We start from the raw sequence: 20,432 nt of genomic DNA, 5'->3' as shown, positions 1-20,432 counted from the left end.
CGGGAGATGTCATCACCTTCTGGCAGGCAATGGTTTCAAACCACGTAACGGCGCTGCCGGAAATTTGCGGCACAAATAAGAAACGCCGGCCCAAAGGCCGGCGCTTGTCAGCAATTGTGGCATGGAGGCAACACGCCACCACTTGCCGAATATCGGTGCCATCCGGCTCCGCTCAGAGCTTGTAGAGAATCTGGTCGACCCAGAAGCGCTCCAGACGGGCGAGCGCCTTGTTGAGGCCGTCGAATTCCGCGTCGCCCAGGCCGCCGACCTTGTCGATGGATTTCAGGTGACGATCATAAAGTTCGTCGATGACCTCGGCCACTTCCTCGCCCTTGGGCGTCAGGCGAATGCGGACCGAACGGCGGTCGGTGCGCGAACGCTCCTGGAAGATATAACCGGTCTCGACCAGCTTCTTGAGATTGTAGGAGACGTTGGAGCCCAGGTAATAGCCCCGCGAACGCAGTTCCCCGGCGGTCAGCTCCGCATCGCCAATGTTGAACATCAGCAGGGCCTGGACGGGATTGATGTCATCCCAGCCCATGCGGTCGAACTCGTCCTTGATCAGGTCGAGCAGACGACGATGCAGGCGTTCCACCCGGGAAACCGCTTCGAGATAGAGTGGCTTCAGCCCTTCGCTACGTTCCGGAGTAAGCGCCTCGGCCGCGTTCGATTTCATTGCCATTTGTGCCTCACTGTAAAAACCTGCGTGCGATTTTTCGCATCTCATGAGGCCAAACTACGACCACCCGACTAAGATCGCCCTAAGCCATACGCTTAAAACTATCTTACTGGAAAGCAATGAGAATTTGGCTTAATGGGGCCTTACACCGGGTCAGAGAATTGTAACCTTTCCAAGGTGTGAAGACCCTTATGCCCGCCCTGCCCGGCGCGGAGCCACGGGGGTTCAATCGGCCTGGGCGCGGCTGAAACGCAGGCTCAGCCCGAAGATGAGGACGATGGAGGCGAGCAGGATGAGGCGCAGCGCGAAGCCGATAGCCGTCAGCCGGATATCGGGATGGCCGGTGACATAGAGGCCCAGCTCGATGGCGGTGGCGCCAACGAGCAGCACGGCGCCCCAAGAGGCCTTGATCCACAGCCCCACCGCCGCGAACAGGCGGACCAGCGAGAAGACGCCCAGATAGATGAAGGCGGACAAGCCCATGGCAGCGATCGGGCTGGTCGCGCCCATATTGACGCCAAGCAGGCGCGTGGCGTCGTTGAGGCCAAGCAATAGGGCCAGAACGGCGACGATGCGGATATAGAGGGCGAGACCGGGCGTCTGAAAGAGCATGCGGGTTGATAATACGGCGAAGGCACTGCGACAAGCTTTGCCTTGGATGGGACGGCCCTGGCTGTTAATCAGGGCCGACAAGGAGATGCCCCATGAGTGACGACTGGCCCAAGCACGATATGTCTTTTCTGGCGGGGCGGCGCTTGCGGCGCATGCGGGCGACGGCATGGAGCCGGGCCATGGTGCGCGAGACGGAATTGTTGCCGCGGGACCTGATCTGGCCGCTCTTCGTCATCGAGGGCAAAAACGAGCGAACCGGTATCAAGACCATGCCGGGGGTTGAGCGGCTATCGGTCGACCTGATGGTCGCGGCGGCCAGGGAGGCCCGGGATGCAGGCATTCCGGCGCTGGCGATCTTTCCCAATACGCCCGATCACCTGCGCAGCGAGAATGCGGCGGAAGCCTATAATCCGGACAATCTGATGTGCAAGGCGCTGCGAGCCATCAAGGAGGCGGTGCCCGATATCGGGCTGATCGCCGACGTGGCGCTGGATGAATATTCGAGCGACGGCCAGGACGGGCTGGTGCGGGACGGGGAAATCCTCAATGACGAGACCGTCGCGGTGATGGTCAAATCGGCATTGGCGCAGGCGCGGGCCGGCGCCGACATCATCGCGCCATCGGACATGATGGATGGGCGGGTGGCGGCGATCCGGGCGGCGCTCGACGCCGAGGGATTCGACCACGTGCAGATCATGTCCTATGCGGCGAAATATGCGTCGTGCTTCTATGGGCCGTTCCGCGAGGCGGTGGGTTCGGGCAGCCGGCTCAAGGGCGACAAGCGCACCTATCAGATGGATTACGCCAATGCCGACGAGGCACTGCGCGAGATCGAGCAGGATATTGCCGAGGGCGCCGACAGCGTCATGGTCAAGCCCGGCCTGCCCTATCTCGACGTGGTGCGGCGCGCCCGCGATGCGTTCGACGTGCCGCTCTATGCCTATCAGGTGAGCGGCGAATACGCGATGATCGAGATGGCCGGGGCGGCCGGAGCGATCGACCGCGACGCGGCGGTGCTGGAAAGCCTCTGGGCCTTCAAGCGCGCCGGGGCCAATGGGGTGCTGACCTATTATGCACTGGAAATGGCGCGCAAGCTGGGTGGCTAACCGGCCCGTTCGGTGGTGCCGTCTTCGGCGGCGAGCTGGGCGGGACGCTGGCCCCGGCGGGGGCGGCGGATGGCGCTGATGATGCCGGCCAGTGCCACGAGGCCCATGCCGCCCAGGGTGATGGGTTCGGGCGCATGGCCGAAAACCAGCCAGCCGAAAATCCCGGCCCAGACCAGGTGCATATAGGTCATCGGGGCGACGAGCGCCGCCGGCGCATAGCGATAGGACAGGGTGAACAGGTAATGCCCGAGCCAGGCGGAGACGCCGAGGCCGACGAACAGCACGATTTGCAGCAGGGTCGGCGCGGCGCCATGCAGCGTCCAGGGCAGGAAGATGCCGAAGCCGATGGCGCCCACCAGGGCGGAATAGAACAACATGGCCATGGTGCGCTCGGTATGCGCCAAGACCCGCGAGAGCAGGTTATATGCGGTGGCGAGGACCACATTGCCCAGCACGAAGACGACGCCGAGCGGATCGAGCCCGCCGCCGGGCCGGGCGATGAGCAGGACGCCAGAAAAGCCGAGCAAGGCCGCGCCCCAGGCGACGGGCGTGACCTTTTCCTTGAGCAAGGGCCCCGACAGCAGCACCACCAGCACCGGGCAGAGATAGACGATGGCGGTGGTTTCGGCGACCGGCATGCGCTGGAGGGCAAGGCTGACCAGCAAGGAGCCCAGCGCCAGGCTGACGGCGCGGACCAGCACCAGGCCGGTGCGCGTGGTGCGGACCATGTCGCGGCCATGGAGCGGCGCCACGAGGGCCAGCATCAACAGGCAATGGCCGATATAGCGGATGGCCGTCACCATGGGCACGTTATATTCGGTGATCAGCAGCTTGTTGGTGGTGTCGTTATAGGCAAAGAGCAGGGTGGCGCCCATGACGAGGACAAGGCCGCGCAAAGGCTGATGGGTCAGCGGCGCGGGAGAAGCGGCAATAGACATGAAGCTGTTCCGGAGGAGGCGCCGGGGGTCGCGGCGACTCGGGTAATGCGCCGAGCTTAGCGCTGGCGCCGGCAAGAAGACAGGTGCTGGCGCATTTCTCTGCACTTGCCTCTTGCATTGGCCCGGCGACATGACAATTTGTGGCGCATGAGCCAGGAATATGCCGCCCGCCCCTATCTGCCCGATCCCGCCACTGCCCCGGAATTGTTCGAGGGGCTGCTGACGCGGCGCGTGACCGCCTATGTCATCGACGTGGTGCTGATCGGCGCCATCACGCTGGGGCTCAGCCTGGTGGCGCTGGTGCTCGGCCTGTTCACCTTCGGGCTGAGCCTGCTGTCGCTGGCCTTCGTGGTACCGGCGGCCATCGTCATCTATTACGCCGTGACACTGGGCTCGCCGAAGCGGGCCACAGTGGGCATGCAGGCCATGGACATCGTGCTGACCCCGACGCGCGGACAGCCGCTCGATGGCTGGATGGCGATCTTTCATGCGCTGCTGTTCTGGGTGTCGTTCTGGATTTCCTGGCCGGTGACGATCCTGTTCGCGCTGTTCACCCCGCGCCGGCAGATGCTGCATGACCTGGTCATGGGCACGCTGATGGTGCGCCGCTCGCCGATGCTGCGGCACTGGCAGCGGGCGAACGATTATCACGACGGCGCGTGAGGCGTTGCTCGGGACGCCGCGCGGCGCTAGACTGGGCCAGTTCGCTTCATATAGGTCCTAGATGACCGATCAGACGCCGGAAACCACCCAACTCTTCCTGACCGCCGCCATGCCGTGCCCCTATCTGCCGGGCCGTATGGAACGGAAGCTGTTCACGCACCTGTCGGGCCGGCGCGCGGCCATGCTGCATCAATTGCTCAGCGATAACGGTTTCCGCCGCAGCCAGAACCTGATCTATCGGCCGGCCTGCGAGGAATGCAGCGCCTGCCAGTCGGTGCGGATCGTGTCGCAGGAATTCAAGGCGAATAAGCGCTTCCGCCGGGTGCAGCGCAACAATGCCGATATCGGGGTCGCCGTGCAGCCCAGCGTGGCGACGCTGGAGCAATACGACTTGTTCAAGCGCTATCTCGACGCCCGCCACGAAGGCGGCGGCATGACGCAGATGAGCTACCAGGACTATGAATACATGGTCGAGGACACGCCGGTGCAATCGGTGCTGGTAGAATATCGGCTGCGGGAACTGCCCGACCAGCCGCTGGTGGCGGTGGCGCTGACCGATGTGATGCCCAATGGGCTCTCCATGGTCTATTCGTTCTACGATCCCGACCTCGCCGATCGCAGCCTCGGCACCTTCCTCATTCTCGATCATATCGAGCAGGTGCGCTCGGCCGGGCTGCACTATGTCTATCTGGGCTATTGGGTGCCGGATTCACCGAAAATGGCCTATAAGGGCGATTATCGGCCGCTGGAAGTGCAATGCGGCGCGCAGGGATGGAAGCGGCTGGAGGCTTAGGCCGGGGCCTGCGGGAGAGCGAGTTTTTTTGCGGGCGGGAGCGCGCTTCGCTGGCGCAGTTTCTCATAGACCGCATGGTGAGCTTGTCGAACCAGGAAAGGCGTGGGCACGGTGTTACCGACCTCGTCCTTCGACAGGATCAGGATGAGGTCTGCGATCAGGCCGAGACTCCGGTCAAACCGCGATGTCGAAGACGATCAGGCCGTCGCGGCCACCTTCAAGGGCGGCGACGAGGCGGGCTCCGGCGGCCTGGTGGTCGGGGTGGACGAGATAGGCGTCGCGGGCGGCTGCGTCGGCGAAATCCATGATGAAGGCTTCGCTGAAGCCCTGGTCCTTGCCCTCGGGCGAGACATTGGCGCCGGCGCTCATGGCAAGAAAGCCCGGAACGACCTCACGCAGCGATGCGAGTTCGGTATAGATGGCGGCGCGTTCGGCTGCGGCGATCTCGGGGCGGAAGCGGAGGAGGACGATGTGGCGGATCAAAAGTGTGAATCCCTGGAATCGGTTAGCCGACAAACTTATTGTTGCGTGGGAAGCCCGTTGGCGGCTGGCGGCCGGCGGAGGCGCGGTCGCCGAGCCAGTCGGTGAGCTCTTCGGTGGGCTTGGTATAGGTGCGGCCTGAAGAATCCATCCAGGTGAGGCCGTCGGCGGCGTAGAAGGTCTTGATGTCGGACACGCCGCCATCCTTGTAGCGTTGCAGGCGCACGCCCTTGCCGCGGCTCATATTGGCGAGCTGGGCCATGGGGAAGACCAGGAGCTTGCGGTTCTGGCCGATGACGGCGACGCGGTCGCCCTCGCCGGGAACGATGAGCCGGGCCTCGTCGGGGAGCGAGACGTTGAGAATCTGCTTGCCCTTGCGGGTATTGGCGATGAGGTCGTCCTCGGGAACGAGGAAGCCATAGCCGGCGGAAGACGCGATTATGCGGTGCTTGCCGGGGCGATAGACGAAGAGATCGACAATGTCCTGCCCCTCCTCGATATCGACCATGATGCGGACCGGCTCACCCTGGCCACGCCCGCCGGGAAGCTTGTCGGCGCCCAAAGTGTAGACCCTGCCGCCGGTGGTGAGCATGAGCAGCTTGTCGGTGGTCTCGCAATTGAGGGCCAGCTTCAGCCGGTCACCGGATTTGAAGCCCTTGTCATCCACGGTGGCATTGTGGCCGCGCGGCGCGCGAATCCAGCCCTTTTCCGAGAGAATGACGGTGATCGGCTCGCGCTCGATGAAGGCTTCGGTGATTTCGGCGGCATCGGCGGCGGGAGCATCGCCGAGAATGGTGCGGCGGGCGCCCAGCGCATGGGGTGTCGCGCCATCGGCCTCGAACAGGGGATAGATCTTTTTCAGCGTCTCGACCTGCTTGGCGATCTCGCCCCATTGGCGCTTGTCGGAGGCGAGCAGGGTTTCGAGCTTGCCCTTTTCCTCGGTGAGGTTGGTGTGCTCCTGGCGCAGCTCGATTTCCTCCAGCCGGCGCAGGGAGCGCAGGCGCATATTGAGGATGGCTTCGGCCTGGTTGTCCGTGAGGCCGAAGGCCGCCATCAGGCTGGCCTTGGCGTCGTCCTCCTCGCGGATGATGCGGATCACCTCGTCGAGATTGAGATAGGCGACGATATAGCCTTCGAGAACTTCGAGGCGATTGGCGATCTGTTGCAGCCGGTGTTCGGAGCGGCGGACCAGCACGACCTTGCGATGATCGAGCCAGGCCTTGAGCGCATCGGCGAGGCTCATGACGCGCGGCACGGTGCCGTGATCGAGCACGTTGAGATTGAGGCTGAAGCGGACTTCCAGCTCGGTCAGCTTGAAGAGCTGTTCCATGAGGATGACGGCATCGACGGTGCCGGCGCGCGGCTCCAGCACCAGGCGGATATCGTCGGCGCTCTCGTCGCGCACGTCCTTGAGCAGCGGCAGCTTCTTGGCCAGCAACAGCTCGGCGATCTTTTCGACGAGACGGGCCTTGGGCACACCATAGGGAATCTGGGTGACGACGATCTGATAGACGCCCCTGCCCTTCTCCTCTTTTTCCCAGATGGCGCGCACGCGGAAGGCGCCGCGACCGGTTTCGTAGGAATGGACGATGGAGGCGCGCGATTCCACCATCTGCCCGCCGGTGGGGAAATCCGGGCCGCGCACCAGATCGTCCATGCTCGGGGGCGCGGAGGGATCGGCGTGGATCAGCTCGTCGGTGGTGGCGGCGGGATTGTAGATGAGCTTGAGCGCGGCATTGCACAATTCGACCAGATTATGCGGCGGCACCGAAGTGGCCATGCCCACGGCGATGCCGGTGGAGCCATTGGCCAGCAGATTGGGAAAATTGGCCGGGAGCACGACCGGCTCTTCGTCCTCGCCGTCATAGGTCGGCTTGAAGTCAATGGCATCTTCGCTGATGCCTTCGAGCAGGCGCGTGGCCACATCGGTCATGCGGCTTTCGGTGTAACGCATGGCGGCAGGGCTATCGCCGTCGATATTGCCGAAATTGCCCTGACCGTCGACCAGGGGATAACGCAGGGCGAAATCCTGCGCGAGGCGAACCAGGGCGTCATAGATCGACTGGTCGCCATGCGGGTGGAACTTGCCGATCACGTCGCCGACGATGCGGGCGCTTTTCTTGTAGCCCTGATTGGGGTCGAGCTTCAGCAGGCGCATGGCATGCAGGATGCGGCGATGCACCGGTTTCAGACCGTCGCGCGCGTCCGGCAAGGCGCGCTGGGTGATGGTGGACAGCGCATAGCTCAGATACCGCTCTTCAAGCGCCTGCTTGAGATCGACGATGCGCAGATCATCGGGCGGCGGGAGGCTATCGACGTCGGACATAGGCGGCTCGAAAATGAGAACGAATCAGGAGCAGAGTATAGCGGGCAGCGCGCGGAAGCCGAGGTTTTCCGCGCTTTTTGCCAGGGGATAAAGTGCCGTCCCGCCAGGGACGGAGCGGTTAAGCCCAGCGGTCGAACCAGTGGGGCACATAGGCAGCGCCCGGGCCGCGCGCGGCATTCTGCGACAGCCAGGAGAGGACGACGCAGATGAAGAGCACGATGGCGATTTCGAAGCCGGGAACGCCGGCTGCGAGATGGGCGGAGAACGCCAGAATGAGATGGTAGAAAAACCCGGCATAGGCCAATTGCGCCAGCCCGACCGGGCGGCGGACCAGCACGGCCAGGATACCGGCGAGCTTCACGAAAATCATCATCGTCACCAGATAGGCCGGATAGCCGACCCCGGCATAGCCGGCGGCGGAGCCCGCCGGATCGGTGATGTAGGAATAGACGCTGAAGGCATAGATCGCGCAAAAGGCGATCGTGCTGACCCAATAGACAATGCGAGCGACCATGCGAGTCTCCTATGTGGCCCAGGGGGCGCGATGCTTTAGGCGGATGCTAGGCCAGCCGGTGGATTTGGCAAGTCCCGCTCACGCCTGGCCGGTGAGCAGATCGATCAGCGGCTCGCGCGTTGCCGGCGGGTCGATGCGGCGGGCCGACCAGAGGTGCAGATCGAGGAAATGGCCGGTGAGGCGCAGGGCGTCGCGCAGATCGTCGGGAGACGCATTGCCGCGAGCCGAGAGAAAGCTGGGCAGCGGCAGGAGGCGGTCCTTGTACGGCGCGGCGGCGGCGCGGGACACGGCGCGGCCGGATTTGGGGGAAACGTGGGTCAAATCCTCGGTGACGCCGGTGGCGGCGCAGCTTTCCAGATCGAGCCCGAAGCCGAGCTCGTCCAGCAGAACCAGCTCGAAGCGGGCGAGCGCCGCAGCGTCGGGATCGTGATCGATGAGGTCGAGCGCCAGGGCGAGCAGGCGGTCGTGCGGATCGCGCTCGGGCAGCAGATGCAGATGCTCGCAGACGGTCTGGGCGAGATAGAGGCGCTTGCGGTCGGCGATGAGGCCGGCGGCGCGGGCTTGCAGCAATTCGACGGTGAAGGTGCCGAGATGGTCTTCGAGGCGGGCGCGCCAGGTGAGCTGGACATTATTGCCCGGTTGCAGGGTGGCTGCGAGCCTCGTGGAGCGGCCGCCGCGCACCAGACCGAGATGGCGGCCACGACCGGCGACCATGGCCTCGACAACGAGACTGGATTCGCCGTGGCGGCGGACGCCGATCAGCAGGGCTTCACCGGTCCATTCCACTTATTCTTCTCCCCCTCGGGGAGAAGGTGACGCGCAGCGCCGGATGAGGGGGGTTTTTGAGCAGGAGCCGAAGCCCACCCTCACCCATCTCGCGCGACGCGCGATCCACCCTCTCCCCGAGGGGGAGAGGAACAGGGTGTCAGCCCTTGCCATGGGGGTAGTCCAGACCCATTTCGCGGTAGCGTTCGGGGTCGTCGGCCCATTTTTCGCGCACTTTGACGAAGAGGAAGAGGTGGACGGGCACCTCGTACATGGCCATCAGCTCCTTGCGGGCCTCGGCGCCGATGGCCTTGATGACCTGGCCGCCGGCGCCTAGCACGATCTTCTTGTGGCTGTCGCGGGTAACATAGATCACCTGGTCGATCTTGTAGGACCCGTCCTTCTGGATTTTGAAGGACTCGGTTTCGACCGTGGCATTGTAGGGGATTTCCTCGTGGACGCGCAGGAACAGTTTCTCGCGCGTGATCTCGGCGGCGGTGATGGCCATGGTGAGATCGGTGAGATGATCCTCGGGGAAATGCCAGGGGCCGGGCGGAATGTGCTTGATGCACCAGGCGATGAAATCCTCGACGCCATAGCCCTTGAGGGCGGAGAGCATGAAGGTGGCTTCGAAGCGCAGGCGCTCGTTCAGGGTCTGGGAGAGGGCCAGCAGGCTCTCGGGCTTGACGGCGTCGATCTTGTTAAGGATCAGCACACGCGGCTGGCGGATGTTTTCGAGGCCTTCGAGCAGCGATTCAATGTCCGGGGTCAAACCCCTTTCGGCATCGACGATAAGGGCGACGAGATCGGCGTCCCCTGCCCCGGTCCAGGCGCTGTCGACCATGGCCCGGTCGAGCCGCCGCTTGGGCGCAAAAATACCCGGCGTATCGATAAAGACCAGTTGCGCCTGATCCAGCGTCAGCACGCCGCGCACCTGGCTGCGGGTGGTCTGCGCCTTGTGGGTGACGATGGAAACCTTGGTGCCGACCAGCGCATTGAGCAGCGTCGACTTGCCGGCATTGGGGGCGCCGACCAGGGCGATGAAGCCGCAGGAGGTGTCGGCCAGTTCGGAGGGGGTGTTCATGTGCGCTCCTTCCAGACCTTGTGACGGATCAGGAACAATTCGGCGGCCTTGTGTTCGGCGATCTTCTTGGATGAGCCGGTGGCTTCGACATGTTCGAAGCCGGCCAGATCGACGGCGATGGTGAATTCGGGGGCGTGATCGGGGCCGGTGCGCTGGACCAGGATATAGGCCGGCGGGTCAAGGCCGCGCGCCTGGGCCCATTCCTGCAAGGTGGTCTTGGCGTCGGCGCGGCTGGCATGGCCATCGACCAGAAAATCCTCGAACAGGCGCTCGATGAAATTGCGGGCCGGTTCGAGGCCGCCATCGAGATAGATGGCGCCGATGACCGCTTCGGTGACATCACCCAGAATGGCATCCTTGTCGGCGCCGCCGGAGCGGGCCTCGCTCTCGCCGAGGATCATTTCCTGGCCCAGATCGAGCTGACGGGCGATATCGGCGCAGGTTTCCTTGCGCACCAGCGTGTTCAACGTGCGGCTGAGATCGCCCTCATTGGATTCGGGATAGCGGCGATAGAGCATGTCGGCGACCACGAGGCCAAGCACGCGGTCGCCGAGGAATTCCAGCCGCTGATAGGAGCGCTCGATGCGTTTTCCAGGCGAGATGGCGCTGGAATGGGTCAGCGCCCGCTCCAGGAGATCGAGATCGGCAAAACGATAACCGAGGCGAAACTGGAGCTTTTCGTGGGTCCGGTCGCGGCGGCTCACGGCGCCGCCGTGGTATCATACGGCGTATCGCCATAGACGGACTGGAACATGCGGTCCCAGCGCACATTGGCCGGCCATTGCCAGATCTGCCAGGGCGGAAGATTGTCGCGTATGGAGAAGAAGCGCGCCTCGGCCTTGGCAATGAGATTGACGGCGGGCACATAGCCGACCTGGCTGAGCACACGGCTATCGGCCGAGCGGTCGCGATTGTCGCCCATCATGAAATAATGCCCGGCGGGCACGAGATATTCAGGGGTATTGTCGAGCGAAAGGTTGTCGCCGATTTCCTGAATGATGTGAGTGCTGCCTTCCGGGAAGGTCTCGCGGTAGACCGTGACATCGCGGGTATCGCCGGTGCTGTCGGTGTCCAGCGTCTTGCCGACCTCCTCGCGCTCGACCATCACGCCATTAATATACAATCGCCCGTCCTGCATCTGGATCGTGTCGCCCGGCAGGCCGACAATGCGCTTGATATATTCCATGTTCTGCGGAACCGGGCGGAACACGGCGACATCGCCGCGATTGGGATCGCGGCCGAGGATGCGGTTGCTGATCGGCAGCTCGAAATCGAGCAGGGCGAAATCGCCATAGCGGCCGAGCGAGAAGGAATGCTTGCCATAGCCCCAGACATATTTATTGGCGACGAAATAGTCGCCGATCATCAGCGTCTGCTGCATGGATGCGGTGGGGATGGAGAAGGGCTGGTAGAGGAAGAAGCGGATGACGATGGCGATCAGCAGCGCCTCGGCAATGACCACGAAGGTCTCCACCCATTCATTGGTGGCGGATTTTTGCGGCTTGGTCGCGGACTTGTCGGCAGGCTGCGTCATATTCTTCCCCAATTGGGCAGTGCGGAAGGGTTAGGCGTTTGTCCCAGCCGGGTCAACGGACTTGAACGGCAAAGCCTCGATGATCACGAAGGCCTGAGCCAGACCGGCATCGTCGGTAATGGTCAGGTGGATATGGGGTTCGTGACCGGGCGGCACAAGGCGGGCCAGGGCCCTGGCGGCGCCGTTGGTGAGCCGCATGGTGGGCTTACCGGAGGGAAGGTTGACCACGCCCATATCGCGCCAATAGACGCCCCAGGAAATGCCGGTGCCCAGCGCCTTGGAGCAAGCCTCCTTGGCGGCGAAGCGCTTGGCGTAAGAGGCGGCGCGCTGCGCCCGGCGGTCGGATTTCTGCTGCTCGATCCCGGTGAAGCAGCGCTGCACGAAGCGGTCGCCGAAGCGGTCCAGGGTGTGCTGCACGCGGTCGATCTGGATGAGGTCGGAGCCGAGGCCGATGATCATGTTCCACCCTCACCCGTCTCGGGCTGCGCCCGATCCACCCTCTCCCCGAGGGGGAGAGGAATAAGGGCATCGGCATATGCCGCAATATTCTTCTCCCCCTCGGGGAGAAGGTGGCGCGCAGCGCCGGATGAGGAGGATGCGGATGCGATCACTTCACCCCCTGAATGCCGCGGCTGCCGGGCTTGATCGCCGGGATGGCGGCCAGTTCGGGAGGCAGCTGATCGGCCGGATAGGCGGGGACCTTGAACTGGATCAGGCTGACCAGCGGCACACCGATCTCGGCCTCGCCGGCGGAACGGTCGATGAGGCAGGCGGCGGCGGCGACATTGGCGCCGATCCGGCGCAGCGTCTCAACGCATTCGCGGATGGAAAGGCCCGTCGAGACGATATCCTCGACCACGACCACCACATCGTCCGGCGCAATCTCGAAGCCGCGGCGGAGTTCGAACTGGCCGTCGACGCGTTCGGTATAAAGCGCCGGCACGCCAAGCTGGCGGGCGGTCTCGTAGCCGGGAATGATGCCGCCAATGGCGGGCGAAACCACTTTGGTGACGCCGGGCACCGCGGCGCGGATGCGCTCGGCCAGGGCCTGGCAGAGTTTTTCGGTCTGGCCGGGATATTGGAACACCCTGGCCTTTTGCAGGAAGACCGGGGAGCGCAGGCCCGAGGAGAGAATGAAATGCCCCTCCAGCATGGCGCCGCATTGGCGGAAAATATCCAGCACCTCGTCCCTATTCATCACGCGAACTCCTGTCGACCCTGCCGTCCCATTCGAGGGTGGAAATCATCCCCGCCTCGCGAATGCCCGCCCGCTGGACGGCGGAAAGGCCCGGGCTGCGCTTGAGCGTTGCCAGAACATCGGTCAATTGCGCAAGGTCACGCACTTCGATTTCGAAGATCATCTGGTGAAAGTCCGGCGAAATCATGCGCATGACCAGATTGTTGATATTGGCATCGCAGGCGGCGATGGCGGAGGAAATCTGCGCCAGCGAGCCGGGACGATTGACCGATTCCATCGAAACGATGGTGGGATAGAGCCTTTCGTCCTTATCGCCGAGGTTCCAGCGCACATCGACCCAGGCCACGTCGCTGTCATGCTTTTCGATGAGGGCATCGGAATGGATCGGATAGATCGTCAGCGGCATGTCCGGCTCGAGAATGCCGACCAGACGGTCGCCGGGCACCACGCCTTCGCCCGAGAGGCGGACCGGCGTGTGGAAATCCAGCGTCGCGAGGGCCGCCCGGGCGCGGGGGCCGGCGCGCTGGCCGCCGGGCACGCGGAAGCGGAACTGGTCGGTCGAACGCAGGGCGAACCAGCCATCGGCGGTGTCGGCCACCGGCAGGTCGAGCTTGCGGCGGCGCTTGCGGATGCCCTTGATCTGGGCCAGGGCATTGCCGAGCGGCTCGGAGCCGATCTTGCCCTCGCCCACGGCCACCAGCATGTCGCGTTTGGAGGGCTGGTCGAGCGCTTCGGCCAGGGCCTTGCCCTCGGCTTCGTCCAGCATGACGCCTTCGCGCTCCAGCATCATGTTGAGCACATGTTCGCCCAGCGCCAGGGCCCGCTGGGCCGCGGTCTGGCGCACGGCGCGGCGAATGGCGGCGCGCGCCTTGCCGGTGGCGGCAATGCCGATCCAGTTCGATGGCGGCCGATGGTTCTGGTCGCGCAGAATTTCCACCTCGTCGCCGGAGCGGAGCTGGGTGACGAGCGGCAGGATCAGGCCATTGATCTTGGCGCCGACGCAGGTATCGCCGATATCGGTATGCAGGGCATAGGCGAAATCGATGGGCGTAGCGCCACGCGGCAGGGCGATGAGGCGGCCGCGCGGGGTGAAGCAGAAGACCTGATCCTGAAACAGTTCGAGCTTGGTATATTCGAGGAAATCCTCGGAGGCGATGCCGGAGGTCAGGTGGCTGATGGTCTGCCGCAACGAGCCATAGGCATGCGATTCCATCTCGATGCGGCCGAGATTGGCGGAAGCGCCATCCTTGTAGAGCGCATGGGCGGCGATGCCGAATTCGGCGATGCGGTCCATGTCCTCGGTGCGGATCTGCAATTCCACCCGCTGGCGGCCGGGGCCGACAATGGTGGTATGGATCGATTGGTAATCGTTGTGCTTGGGGACCGAAATATAATCCTTGAAGCGGCCCGGCACGACCTTCCATTGGGTATGGATCAGCCCCACGGTGCGGTAGCATTCCTCCACCGAGCCGACGACGACGCGGAAGCCGATCATGTCCGAGAGCTGTTCCAGGGCGATCGACTTGCGCTCGATCTTGGAGAAGATCGAATAGGGCGACTTCACCCGCGCCTTGACCCGCGCCGTGATGCCGACATCGGCCAGCCGCTCGGTCAATTCGGTGGTGATGGTTTCGATGGCTTCCTGATTATCCGCCTGCATCTGGTCGAGACGGGCAATGATGGCGTCATAATGATCGGGCTGAAGAATGCGGAAGGACAGGTCTTCCAGCTCGCTGCGCATGTCCTGCATACCCATGCGGCCGGCCAGCGGCGCATAGATGTCCATGGTTTCCTGCGCGATGCGGCGCTGCTTTTCCGGCGCCATGAATTGCAGGGTGCGCATATTGTGCAGGCGGTCGGCGAGCTTGACCAGCAGCACGCGCACATCCTGGCTGATGGCCAGCAGCAGCTTGCGCAGGTTCTCCGCCTGCGCCTCTTCGCGAGACACCAGGTTGAGGCGCTCGATCTTGGTCAGGCCATCGACGATGGTGCCGATCTCGGGACCGAAAAGGTGGTCGATCTCGGCGCGGGTGGCGTCGGTGTCCTCGATAGTGTCGTGCAAGAGGCCGACGGCAATGGAGGCGTCGTCGAGCTTGAGCTCGGTCAGGATGGCGGCGACTTCGAGGGGATGGTTGAAATAGGGGTCGCCGGAGGCGCGCTTTTGCGAGCCATGCTTCTGCATGGCGTAGACATAAGCCTTGTTCAACAAATTCTCGTCGGCGTCCGGGTTATAGACCTGAACACGCTCGACGAGTTCGTATTGACGCATCATGAAGTTGGCCGCTCGCTCACGGATATGAACTTAGCGCCTGTGATGGAAATGAAAAGAGCGTCCGACGGATGCCGGTCATTCCTGATATGGCATTGCACGGGGGAAGATCAATGGCTCGGGCCGATATCGCCTCAAGCCCGGTGCGACATGACAAAACACCCCCGGTTTGAGCCGGGGGCGTAACATGTCTTGAATGCGGGCTGCCTTAGGGGGACGGCTCTCAGTCGTCGCGGCGCTCCGGCGGAGCCAGGCTCTCGATGCCGCGCAGCAATTCTTCTTCGCTGATCGTGTCGAAATTGATCGAATCGTCGTCGCCGGCGCTTTCGATAAGCGGCGCGGCGCTGGATTCGGGTTCATCGACCTCGACATATTTCTGCAGCGAGTGGATCAGGTCCTCATGCAGGTCTTCGGGCGAGATGGTGCCGTCGCCGATCTCGCGCAGGGCGACAACGGGATTCTTGTCGTTGTCGCGAGGCACGGTGATCTGGGCGCCGGAGGAAATCATGCGCGCGCGATGAGCGGCCATGAGGACGAGGTCGAAGCGGTTCTCGACCTTTTCAATGCAGTCTTCAACGGTGACGCGGGCCACGAACGTCTCCACAATAGGGGGAATGAGGGCCCGCAATACACGATGGCGCCGGCCATGACAAGGTTTACCGCAGAAAGCCGCTTATGTCGGCCGCCTTGTCGACAAAATGAAAATGTGCGAACACCGAATTAACCTTAGGTTTTCAGCGAAAATAATGACGTTCAGCCGCGTTTGGCGGCGCATTGCATTCAGGCAGCCCCCTGCCCTTTTGGAGCTTTCATGACCATTGATCCGCGCGAAAAGATCGCCCTTTTCATCGACGGTGCCAATCTCTACGCCACGTCCAAGGCCATAGGCATCGACATCGATTATCGCAAGCTGCTGACCGAATTCAGCGGCAAGGCCTATATGTTGCGCGCCAATTATTACACGGCGCTGGTCGAGGATCAGGAATATACCTCGATCCGGCCGCTGATCGACTGGCTGGATTACAATGGCTATACCGTGGTGACCAAGCCAGCCAAGGAATTCACCGACGCGACCGGGCGGCGAAAGGTGAAGGGCAATATGGACATCGAACTGGCCGTCGATGCCCTGGAACAATCGCCCTATTACGATCACCTGGTGCTGTTTTCCGGTGACGGAGATTTTACCGCACTGGTGGCCGCCTTGCAGCGCAAGGGCAAGCGCGTGACCGTGGTTTCGACGCTGACGACCTCAACGCCGATGATTTCCGACGATTTGCGCCGGCAGGCGGATTTCTTTCTCGACGTGGCCGATCTGGCCAAATCGGTCGGCCGGCCGCAAGCGCAACGGCCGGTCGAGGTTTAGACAAGGCGGTCGTGGTGAGCCGGTTGAACGATGGACGCGGCCGGGGGGTTACCGACCTCTTCCTTCGACAAGCTCAGGATGAGGTCTGCGGGAGAGCGGCGTACGATGGTCGATAGACCTCATGGTGAGCTTGTCGAACCATGGGGGCGCGGCCACGGGGTTTACCGACCTCGTCCTTCGACACGCTCAGGATGAGGTCTGCAGGAGAGCGGCGTTCGATGGTCGGTAGGCCTCATGGTGAGCTTGTCGAACCATGGGGCGCGCCCACGGAGTTGACGATGGCAGGATGACTTAGCCGCGACCGCCTTCCTTCATGATGCGGGCCTTGTCGCGGTTCCAGTCGCGGTCGCGGCTGGTGGCGCGTTTGTCGAAGTTCTTCTTGCCCTTGCCGACGCCGATGAGCAGCTTGGCCTTGCCCTGATCGTTGAAGAACAGCTTGAGCGGCACGATGGTGTTGCCGGCGCGGGCGACTTCCTGGTCCAGCTTGGACAATTGCTTTTTGGACACCAGCAATTTGCGCGGACGGCGCTCCTGGTGGTTGAAGCGATTGGCCTGGAGATATTCAGGAATATGGGCATTGATGAGCCAGAGCTCGCCGTTTTCCGGAGCGGCATAGGATTCGGCGATCTGCGCCTTGCCGAGGCGCAGTGATTTCACCTCGGTGCCGGTCAACACGATGCCGGCTTCCAGCGTGTCGCCGATTTCGTAATCGAAGCGCGCGCGCCGGTTTTCAGCCACCAGACCGTGGCTGATCCACCCATTCTTGCTTTTGTCGTTCTTGCTGCTCATGGAGCTTAGATAAGGCCGGCCTGCCGCATTGCAAAGTCCACCGTCTCTTCGCCGGCCGCAGACAGGGGCACGACGGGCAGCCGCATTTCGTTGGCACAGAGATCGAGGCGGCTGGCGGCGTATTTGACCGGCGCGGGGCTGGGTTCGACGAACATGTTCTTGTGAAGATGAACGAGCTGATTCTGGATGGCGCGGGCAGCGGCGAAATCCCCGGCCAAGGACAGTTCCTGCATCTGCGAGCAGAGGCGCGGCGCAATGTTGGAGGTGACCGAAATGCAGCCATTGCCGCCATGGGCGTTGAAGCCAAGGGCGGTGATGTCCTCGCCTGACAGCAGGATGAAATCCGCGCCGAGCTTGACGCGTTGCAGGCTGGCGCGGCCCAGATCGGCGGTGGCATCCTTGACCCCGACAATATTGGGATGCGCTTCATGCAGGCGGGCAATGGTGTCGACGGTGAGATCGACCGTGGTGCGGCTGGGAACGCTATAGAGAATGACCGGAATGCCCACGGCGGCCGCCACGGCGGAAAAATGCTGGAACATGCCCTCCTGGCTGGGCTTGTTGTAATAGGGCACGACGGACAGCACGGCATCGGCGCCGGACCGTTCGGCATGGCGGGCCAGCGACACGGCCTCGGAGGTGGAATTGGAACCGGCGCCGGCGACGACGGGCACGCGCTTATTGGCGACTTCGACGCAGATATCGACGATGCGGTTATGCTCATCGTGGCTGACGGTGGGGCTTTCGCCGGTCGTGCCCACCGGCACCAGACCATGGGAGCCCTCGGCAATCTGCCATTCGACAAAGCTTGCGAAGGCTTTCTCGTCCACGACCCCATCGCGCATGGGAGTGATGAGCGCCGTAATCGAACCTCGCAGCATTTATCGGTATTCCTCAATTGGGTGCCGGCGCAGCGGCCTGGCATTTTTACACGTTGAAATGGCCCAGCATCCGCCGATGCCGAACAGGTTGCAGCATACTTTTATCGGCTCAATGCCACAAGGCGCGTGAAACGCCTTGTGAGATGATATGCGGCGTCGGTAAATGAGAGCATGTTTGCCCTGTTCCAGCGCCGCAGAACCATACCGGCCGAGCATCCGGCCTTTGCGAACCTGCCCGTTCGTCCCATCTTGCTGCGGGATGCAAGGACCCGCGCCGCGGTGCATATGCGCGGCGCGTTCGCGCCGGATCGCCTGCCGGTTGTCTGCGTGGCGGGCTATCATCGCAATATGAGCGATTTTACCGATTTCGCCGATTATTTCCGCTTGCTGGGGCCGAGGAACTGGCCGACCGTCCTGGTGGACCTGCCCGGGCGCGGGCGGGCGGACAACCGGCAGCGGCTTTCCGATTACGGCTCGCTGGCCGATGCGCGCGACCTGGCCGATATTCTCGCGGCCCTGGGGATCGGCAAGGCGATAATGCTCGGACAGGGGCATGGCGGGCAGGTGGCCATGGCCCTGGCGGCGGCGCATCCCTTGCTGATCGGCGGCACGATCCTGCTCGATGCCGGACCGGTGACGGATTCGCGCGGCATCGTGCGACTGCGCAATAATCTGGCCCATGTGACCAGCCTGCGCGGCAAGGCAGCGGAAGCCGGATTTCGCCGCATGTTGTCGGGCGATCATCCGGGGCTGCCGGACCACCAGCTCGACGCCCTGGCTCTGCGCACGCATTATTTCGGCAGGAGCGGGCGATCGCGGCCCCTGTTCGACAGCAGATTGATCGACTTGCTGAAGGATTTCAGTTTCGATGACGTGCTGGCGGCGCAATGGCCGCTCTACGATGCGTTGAAATGCGCGCCGCTAATGCTGCTGCGGACGCAATTGACCGATCAATTGCGCCGGGAGACGTTCGAGGAAATGGTGCGCAGGCGAGCCGATGCGACAATGCTTGCCATTGTCGGCCAGGGCTCCCCTGCCCTGCTCAGCCAGCACGAAGAGATCGAGGCCGTGGCCGAATTCGTGTTTCGTACCAGCGCCGGAAGGGCACGAAAAGCGGCATAGGGCCTTCATGGATCGCCTTGGGCGGCCAAATCAGTCGTCGGCATTGCGCACATTGACCACGATGCGCCGATTCTGCCGCTTGCCTTCGGCGCTGGCATTGTCGGCGATCGGCTGGGATTCGCCATAGCCGACGGCATAAAGGCGGGTGAAGCTGACGCCGCGCTCGATCAGCGCCTTGACGACAGCCTCGGCCCGCGCCACCGAAAGCGCCAGATTGAGCCGGTCGTCGCCGTCGCTGTCAGTATGGCCTTCGACATAGACCAGGGTTTCGGGGCAGAGCGCCAGGGCCGCGGCGAAACGGTCGAGCTCGGCATTGGCGCTAGGGGCGATAATCGCATTTCCCGACTGGAACAGGATGGCGTTATGAGCGGAAAGCTCGGCAAGGCGCTCCTGGCACAGCAGCGGCTCGGACGCCACCGTCAGCGCAGTGAACCAGCCCGGCAAGGCGGCGAAACCGGCTTCGATGGCGGCTTTTTCGGCGGCGCTGGCGGCCGTGCCCGTCAGGCGCCACGTGCCGGATGCGAAAGCCAGGCGCCCTTCATGCAATTGCAGCAAGGCGCGCATGCCGGCCTGCGCATTGCTGGCAAAGTCCGCCGGCGCGCCGGGCGCGACGATCAGGGCTTCGGCCTCGGCGCCGGCGAGACTCGCGAGATAAGTGGCGGTGGCGCTGGCGGGGACCTGACCATCGAGGACGATGACGCCATCGGCGGCGCGTGTGGCCGCGAAGCGATAGGCGGAATCGAAGGCCGGCATGGGCGCTTCGGCCGGGACGTCCGCCTGGCTGGTTTCGGGCCGCATATCGTCGGCCTGCGGACTGGTGCTGGTCGAATTGTCATCGCGGCGCGGCGGCGGCAATTCGACGATGGAGCCGGATTGCGCCACCAATTGTTCATGCTGGCGCGCATTTGCTGTGCTGCTGGAATGGCTTATGGCGCCAGGCTCAACCAAGATGTTGAGATGGATGGAAATAGGCGTGACCGGTACGGGCATCGGCATGGCCAAGGCCGCCATGGTGCCGCCCAGCATTGTTACCACACCCGGCGCCACCCATTTGACGAGGTCCCTGATCATCCCGAATCCATTGAAAAACCGCAACTTTTCAAACGGTAGATGATTTGCGCAATGGCAGAAAGGGGAATGGCGCGGCGGTCTGGGGGATATGCCGGCGAAGTGAAGGCGTTCCGGCACAAGCCATCATGGTGATGGCTCGTGGTGGCCGCGACCTCGTCCTTCGACAAGCTCAGGATGAGGTCTATGGGAGGCTGTGCAAGCGGAGCCCACAAAAAGAAAGGCCCGGCAGAGCCGGGCCTTTCCGA

General features: G+C 63.3%; 22 protein-coding genes. 5 read left to right on the top strand and 17 right to left on the bottom strand.

Annotated elements, in window-relative coordinates; all coding sequences use genetic code 11:
* Positions 1–172 precede the first annotated feature (172 nt).
* Positions 173–682: a transcriptional regulator LdtR gene (ldtR, locus tag O9Z70_RS05535; RefSeq protein ID WP_286021480.1), complete on the bottom strand. Its 510-nt coding sequence runs from the start codon at positions 680–682 to the stop codon at positions 173–175.
* A gap of 222 nt (positions 683–904) precedes the next feature.
* Positions 905–1,291, bottom strand: a complete 387-nt coding sequence (locus tag O9Z70_RS05530; RefSeq protein WP_286021479.1) for a DUF6163 family protein — start codon at positions 1,289–1,291, stop codon at positions 905–907.
* Between the two features lie 92 nt (positions 1,292–1,383).
* On the opposite strand from O9Z70_RS05530, the gene hemB reads away from it, so the two are divergent.
* Positions 1,384–2,397, top strand: coding sequence for a porphobilinogen synthase (gene hemB, locus O9Z70_RS05525; RefSeq protein ID WP_502870163.1), 1,014 nt, complete (start codon positions 1,384–1,386; stop codon positions 2,395–2,397).
* Here hemB and O9Z70_RS05520 read toward each other — a convergent pair.
* Positions 2,394–3,335 (bottom strand): DMT family transporter, encoded by a 942-nt coding sequence (locus tag O9Z70_RS05520; protein ID WP_286021478.1) that lies wholly within the window; start codon positions 3,333–3,335, stop codon positions 2,394–2,396. The two genes, hemB and O9Z70_RS05520, sit on opposite strands and share 4 nt — an antisense overlap.
* A gap of 147 nt (positions 3,336–3,482) precedes the next feature.
* On the opposite strand from O9Z70_RS05520, the gene O9Z70_RS05515 reads away from it, so the two are divergent.
* Both O9Z70_RS05515 and O9Z70_RS05510 read left to right on the top strand, forming a co-directional pair.
* On the top strand, positions 3,483–3,998 hold the full coding sequence (locus O9Z70_RS05515) for an RDD family protein (protein ID WP_286021477.1): 516 nt from the start codon (positions 3,483–3,485) through the stop codon (positions 3,996–3,998).
* A 61-nt stretch (positions 3,999–4,059) separates the two neighbouring features.
* The gene (locus tag O9Z70_RS05510; protein WP_286021476.1) at positions 4,060–4,791 is read left to right on the top strand and encodes an arginyltransferase; all 732 of its coding nucleotides are present in this window, start codon (positions 4,060–4,062) and stop codon (positions 4,789–4,791) included.
* A gap of 174 nt (positions 4,792–4,965) precedes the next feature.
* On the opposite strand, the gene O9Z70_RS05505 is transcribed toward O9Z70_RS05510, so the two are convergent.
* From O9Z70_RS05505 to rpoZ, 11 genes are all read right to left on the bottom strand, one after another.
* Complete coding sequence (locus tag O9Z70_RS05505) at positions 4,966–5,274, bottom strand: Dabb family protein (protein WP_286021475.1); 309 nt, start codon at positions 5,272–5,274, stop codon at positions 4,966–4,968.
* Between the two features lie 22 nt (positions 5,275–5,296).
* Positions 5,297–7,597 carry a DNA topoisomerase IV subunit A gene (gene parC / locus O9Z70_RS05500; protein WP_286021474.1) on the bottom strand — a complete coding sequence of 767 codons (2,301 nt, stop codon included), beginning with the start codon at positions 7,595–7,597 and terminating at the stop codon, positions 5,297–5,299.
* A gap of 118 nt (positions 7,598–7,715) precedes the next feature.
* A complete protein-coding gene (locus tag O9Z70_RS05495; protein WP_286021473.1) occupies positions 7,716–8,111 on the bottom strand; it encodes a DoxX family protein in 396 nt (131 codons plus the stop codon).
* Positions 8,112–8,189: 78 nt separating this feature from the next.
* Entirely contained in the window at positions 8,190–8,897 is a 708-nt protein-coding gene (recO, locus tag O9Z70_RS05490) for a DNA repair protein RecO (protein WP_286021472.1), read from the bottom strand.
* Positions 8,898–9,036: 139 nt separating this feature from the next.
* A complete protein-coding gene (gene era / locus O9Z70_RS05485) occupies positions 9,037–9,960 on the bottom strand; it encodes a GTPase Era (protein ID WP_286021471.1) in 924 nt (307 codons plus the stop codon).
* Complete coding sequence (rnc, locus tag O9Z70_RS05480) at positions 9,957–10,664, bottom strand: ribonuclease III (protein WP_286021470.1); 708 nt, start codon at positions 10,662–10,664, stop codon at positions 9,957–9,959. Before rnc ends, era begins: the two co-directional genes overlap by 4 nt.
* On the bottom strand, positions 10,661–11,494 hold the full coding sequence (gene lepB, locus O9Z70_RS05475; protein WP_286021469.1) for a signal peptidase I: 834 nt from the start codon (positions 11,492–11,494) through the stop codon (positions 10,661–10,663). Before lepB ends, rnc begins: the two co-directional genes overlap by 4 nt.
* Before the next feature lie 30 nt (positions 11,495–11,524).
* Positions 11,525–11,953 (bottom strand): holo-ACP synthase, encoded by a 429-nt coding sequence (gene acpS / locus O9Z70_RS05470; RefSeq protein WP_286021468.1) that lies wholly within the window; start codon positions 11,951–11,953, stop codon positions 11,525–11,527.
* 148 nt (positions 11,954–12,101) lie between these two features.
* Complete coding sequence (gene pyrE / locus O9Z70_RS05465) at positions 12,102–12,692, bottom strand: orotate phosphoribosyltransferase (protein WP_286021467.1); 591 nt, start codon at positions 12,690–12,692, stop codon at positions 12,102–12,104.
* On the bottom strand, positions 12,685–14,964 hold the full coding sequence (locus O9Z70_RS05460; RefSeq protein ID WP_286021466.1) for a RelA/SpoT family protein: 2,280 nt from the start codon (positions 14,962–14,964) through the stop codon (positions 12,685–12,687). Before O9Z70_RS05460 ends, pyrE begins: the two co-directional genes overlap by 8 nt.
* 220 nt (positions 14,965–15,184) lie before the next feature.
* Positions 15,185–15,553: a DNA-directed RNA polymerase subunit omega gene (rpoZ, locus tag O9Z70_RS05455; RefSeq protein WP_046105001.1), complete on the bottom strand. Its 369-nt coding sequence runs from the start codon at positions 15,551–15,553 to the stop codon at positions 15,185–15,187.
* Positions 15,554–15,772: 219 nt separating this feature from the next.
* On the opposite strand from rpoZ, the gene O9Z70_RS05450 reads away from it, so the two are divergent.
* Positions 15,773–16,324, top strand: a complete 552-nt coding sequence (locus tag O9Z70_RS05450) for a LabA-like NYN domain-containing protein (protein ID WP_286021465.1) — start codon at positions 15,773–15,775, stop codon at positions 16,322–16,324.
* Between the two features lie 291 nt (positions 16,325–16,615).
* Here the strand turns inward: O9Z70_RS05450 and smpB are convergent, their stop codons facing one another.
* Both smpB and dapA read right to left on the bottom strand, forming a co-directional pair.
* Complete coding sequence (gene smpB, locus O9Z70_RS05445; RefSeq protein WP_286021464.1) at positions 16,616–17,113, bottom strand: SsrA-binding protein SmpB; 498 nt, start codon at positions 17,111–17,113, stop codon at positions 16,616–16,618.
* A 5-nt stretch (positions 17,114–17,118) separates the two neighbouring features.
* Positions 17,119–17,994 (bottom strand): 4-hydroxy-tetrahydrodipicolinate synthase, encoded by an 876-nt coding sequence (gene dapA, locus O9Z70_RS05440; protein WP_286021463.1) that lies wholly within the window; start codon positions 17,992–17,994, stop codon positions 17,119–17,121.
* Between the two features lie 171 nt (positions 17,995–18,165).
* Between dapA and O9Z70_RS05435 the strand changes: the two genes are divergently transcribed.
* Positions 18,166–19,116 carry an alpha/beta fold hydrolase gene (locus O9Z70_RS05435; protein ID WP_286021462.1) on the top strand — a complete coding sequence of 317 codons (951 nt, stop codon included), beginning with the start codon at positions 18,166–18,168 and terminating at the stop codon, positions 19,114–19,116.
* Between the two features lie 30 nt (positions 19,117–19,146).
* Here O9Z70_RS05435 and O9Z70_RS05430 read toward each other — a convergent pair whose 3' ends face one another.
* The gene (locus O9Z70_RS05430) at positions 19,147–20,187 is read right to left on the bottom strand and encodes an OmpA family protein (RefSeq protein WP_286021461.1); all 1,041 of its coding nucleotides are present in this window, start codon (positions 20,185–20,187) and stop codon (positions 19,147–19,149) included.
* Between the last annotated feature and the right edge of the window lie 245 nt (positions 20,188–20,432).

The organism is Devosia sp. YIM 151766, assembly GCF_030285925.1.
GTDB lineage: Bacteria > Pseudomonadota > Alphaproteobacteria > Rhizobiales > Devosiaceae > Devosia.
Note: the sequence above shows the minus strand (reverse complement) of the source record. Positions and strands in the feature narration are given on the sequence as shown.

Coding starts and splice junctions, on each gene's coding strand:
- hemB (WP_502870163.1), top strand. CDS start 1,384: ATGAGTGACGACTGGCCCAAGCACGATATGTCTTTTCTGGCGGGGCGG.
- O9Z70_RS05495 (WP_286021473.1), bottom strand. CDS start 8,111: ATGGTCGCTCGCATTGTCTATTGGGTCAGCACGATCGCCTTTTGCGCG.
- O9Z70_RS05430 (WP_286021461.1), bottom strand. CDS start 20,187: ATGATCAGGGACCTCGTCAAATGGGTGGCGCCGGGTGTGGTAACAATG.
- acpS (WP_286021468.1), bottom strand. CDS start 11,953: ATGATCATCGGCCTCGGCTCCGACCTCATCCAGATCGACCGCGTGCAG.
- smpB (WP_286021464.1), bottom strand. CDS start 17,113: ATGAGCAGCAAGAACGACAAAAGCAAGAATGGGTGGATCAGCCACGGT.
- O9Z70_RS05460 (WP_286021466.1), bottom strand. CDS start 14,964: ATGATGCGTCAATACGAACTCGTCGAGCGTGTTCAGGTCTATAACCCG.
- pyrE (WP_286021467.1), bottom strand. CDS start 12,692: ATGAATAGGGACGAGGTGCTGGATATTTTCCGCCAATGCGGCGCCATG.
- parC (WP_286021474.1), bottom strand. CDS start 7,597: ATGTCCGACGTCGATAGCCTCCCGCCGCCCGATGATCTGCGCATCGTC.
- O9Z70_RS05450 (WP_286021465.1), top strand. CDS start 15,773: ATGACCATTGATCCGCGCGAAAAGATCGCCCTTTTCATCGACGGTGCC.
- O9Z70_RS05510 (WP_286021476.1), top strand. CDS start 4,060: ATGACCGATCAGACGCCGGAAACCACCCAACTCTTCCTGACCGCCGCC.
- O9Z70_RS05435 (WP_286021462.1), top strand. CDS start 18,166: ATGTTTGCCCTGTTCCAGCGCCGCAGAACCATACCGGCCGAGCATCCG.
- O9Z70_RS05530 (WP_286021479.1), bottom strand. CDS start 1,291: ATGCTCTTTCAGACGCCCGGTCTCGCCCTCTATATCCGCATCGTCGCC.
- O9Z70_RS05520 (WP_286021478.1), bottom strand. CDS start 3,335: ATGTCTATTGCCGCTTCTCCCGCGCCGCTGACCCATCAGCCTTTGCGC.
- dapA (WP_286021463.1), bottom strand. CDS start 17,994: ATGCTGCGAGGTTCGATTACGGCGCTCATCACTCCCATGCGCGATGGG.
- ldtR (WP_286021480.1), bottom strand. CDS start 682: ATGGCAATGAAATCGAACGCGGCCGAGGCGCTTACTCCGGAACGTAGC.
- O9Z70_RS05515 (WP_286021477.1), top strand. CDS start 3,483: ATGAGCCAGGAATATGCCGCCCGCCCCTATCTGCCCGATCCCGCCACT.
- era (WP_286021471.1), bottom strand. CDS start 9,960: ATGAACACCCCCTCCGAACTGGCCGACACCTCCTGCGGCTTCATCGCC.
- lepB (WP_286021469.1), bottom strand. CDS start 11,494: ATGACGCAGCCTGCCGACAAGTCCGCGACCAAGCCGCAAAAATCCGCC.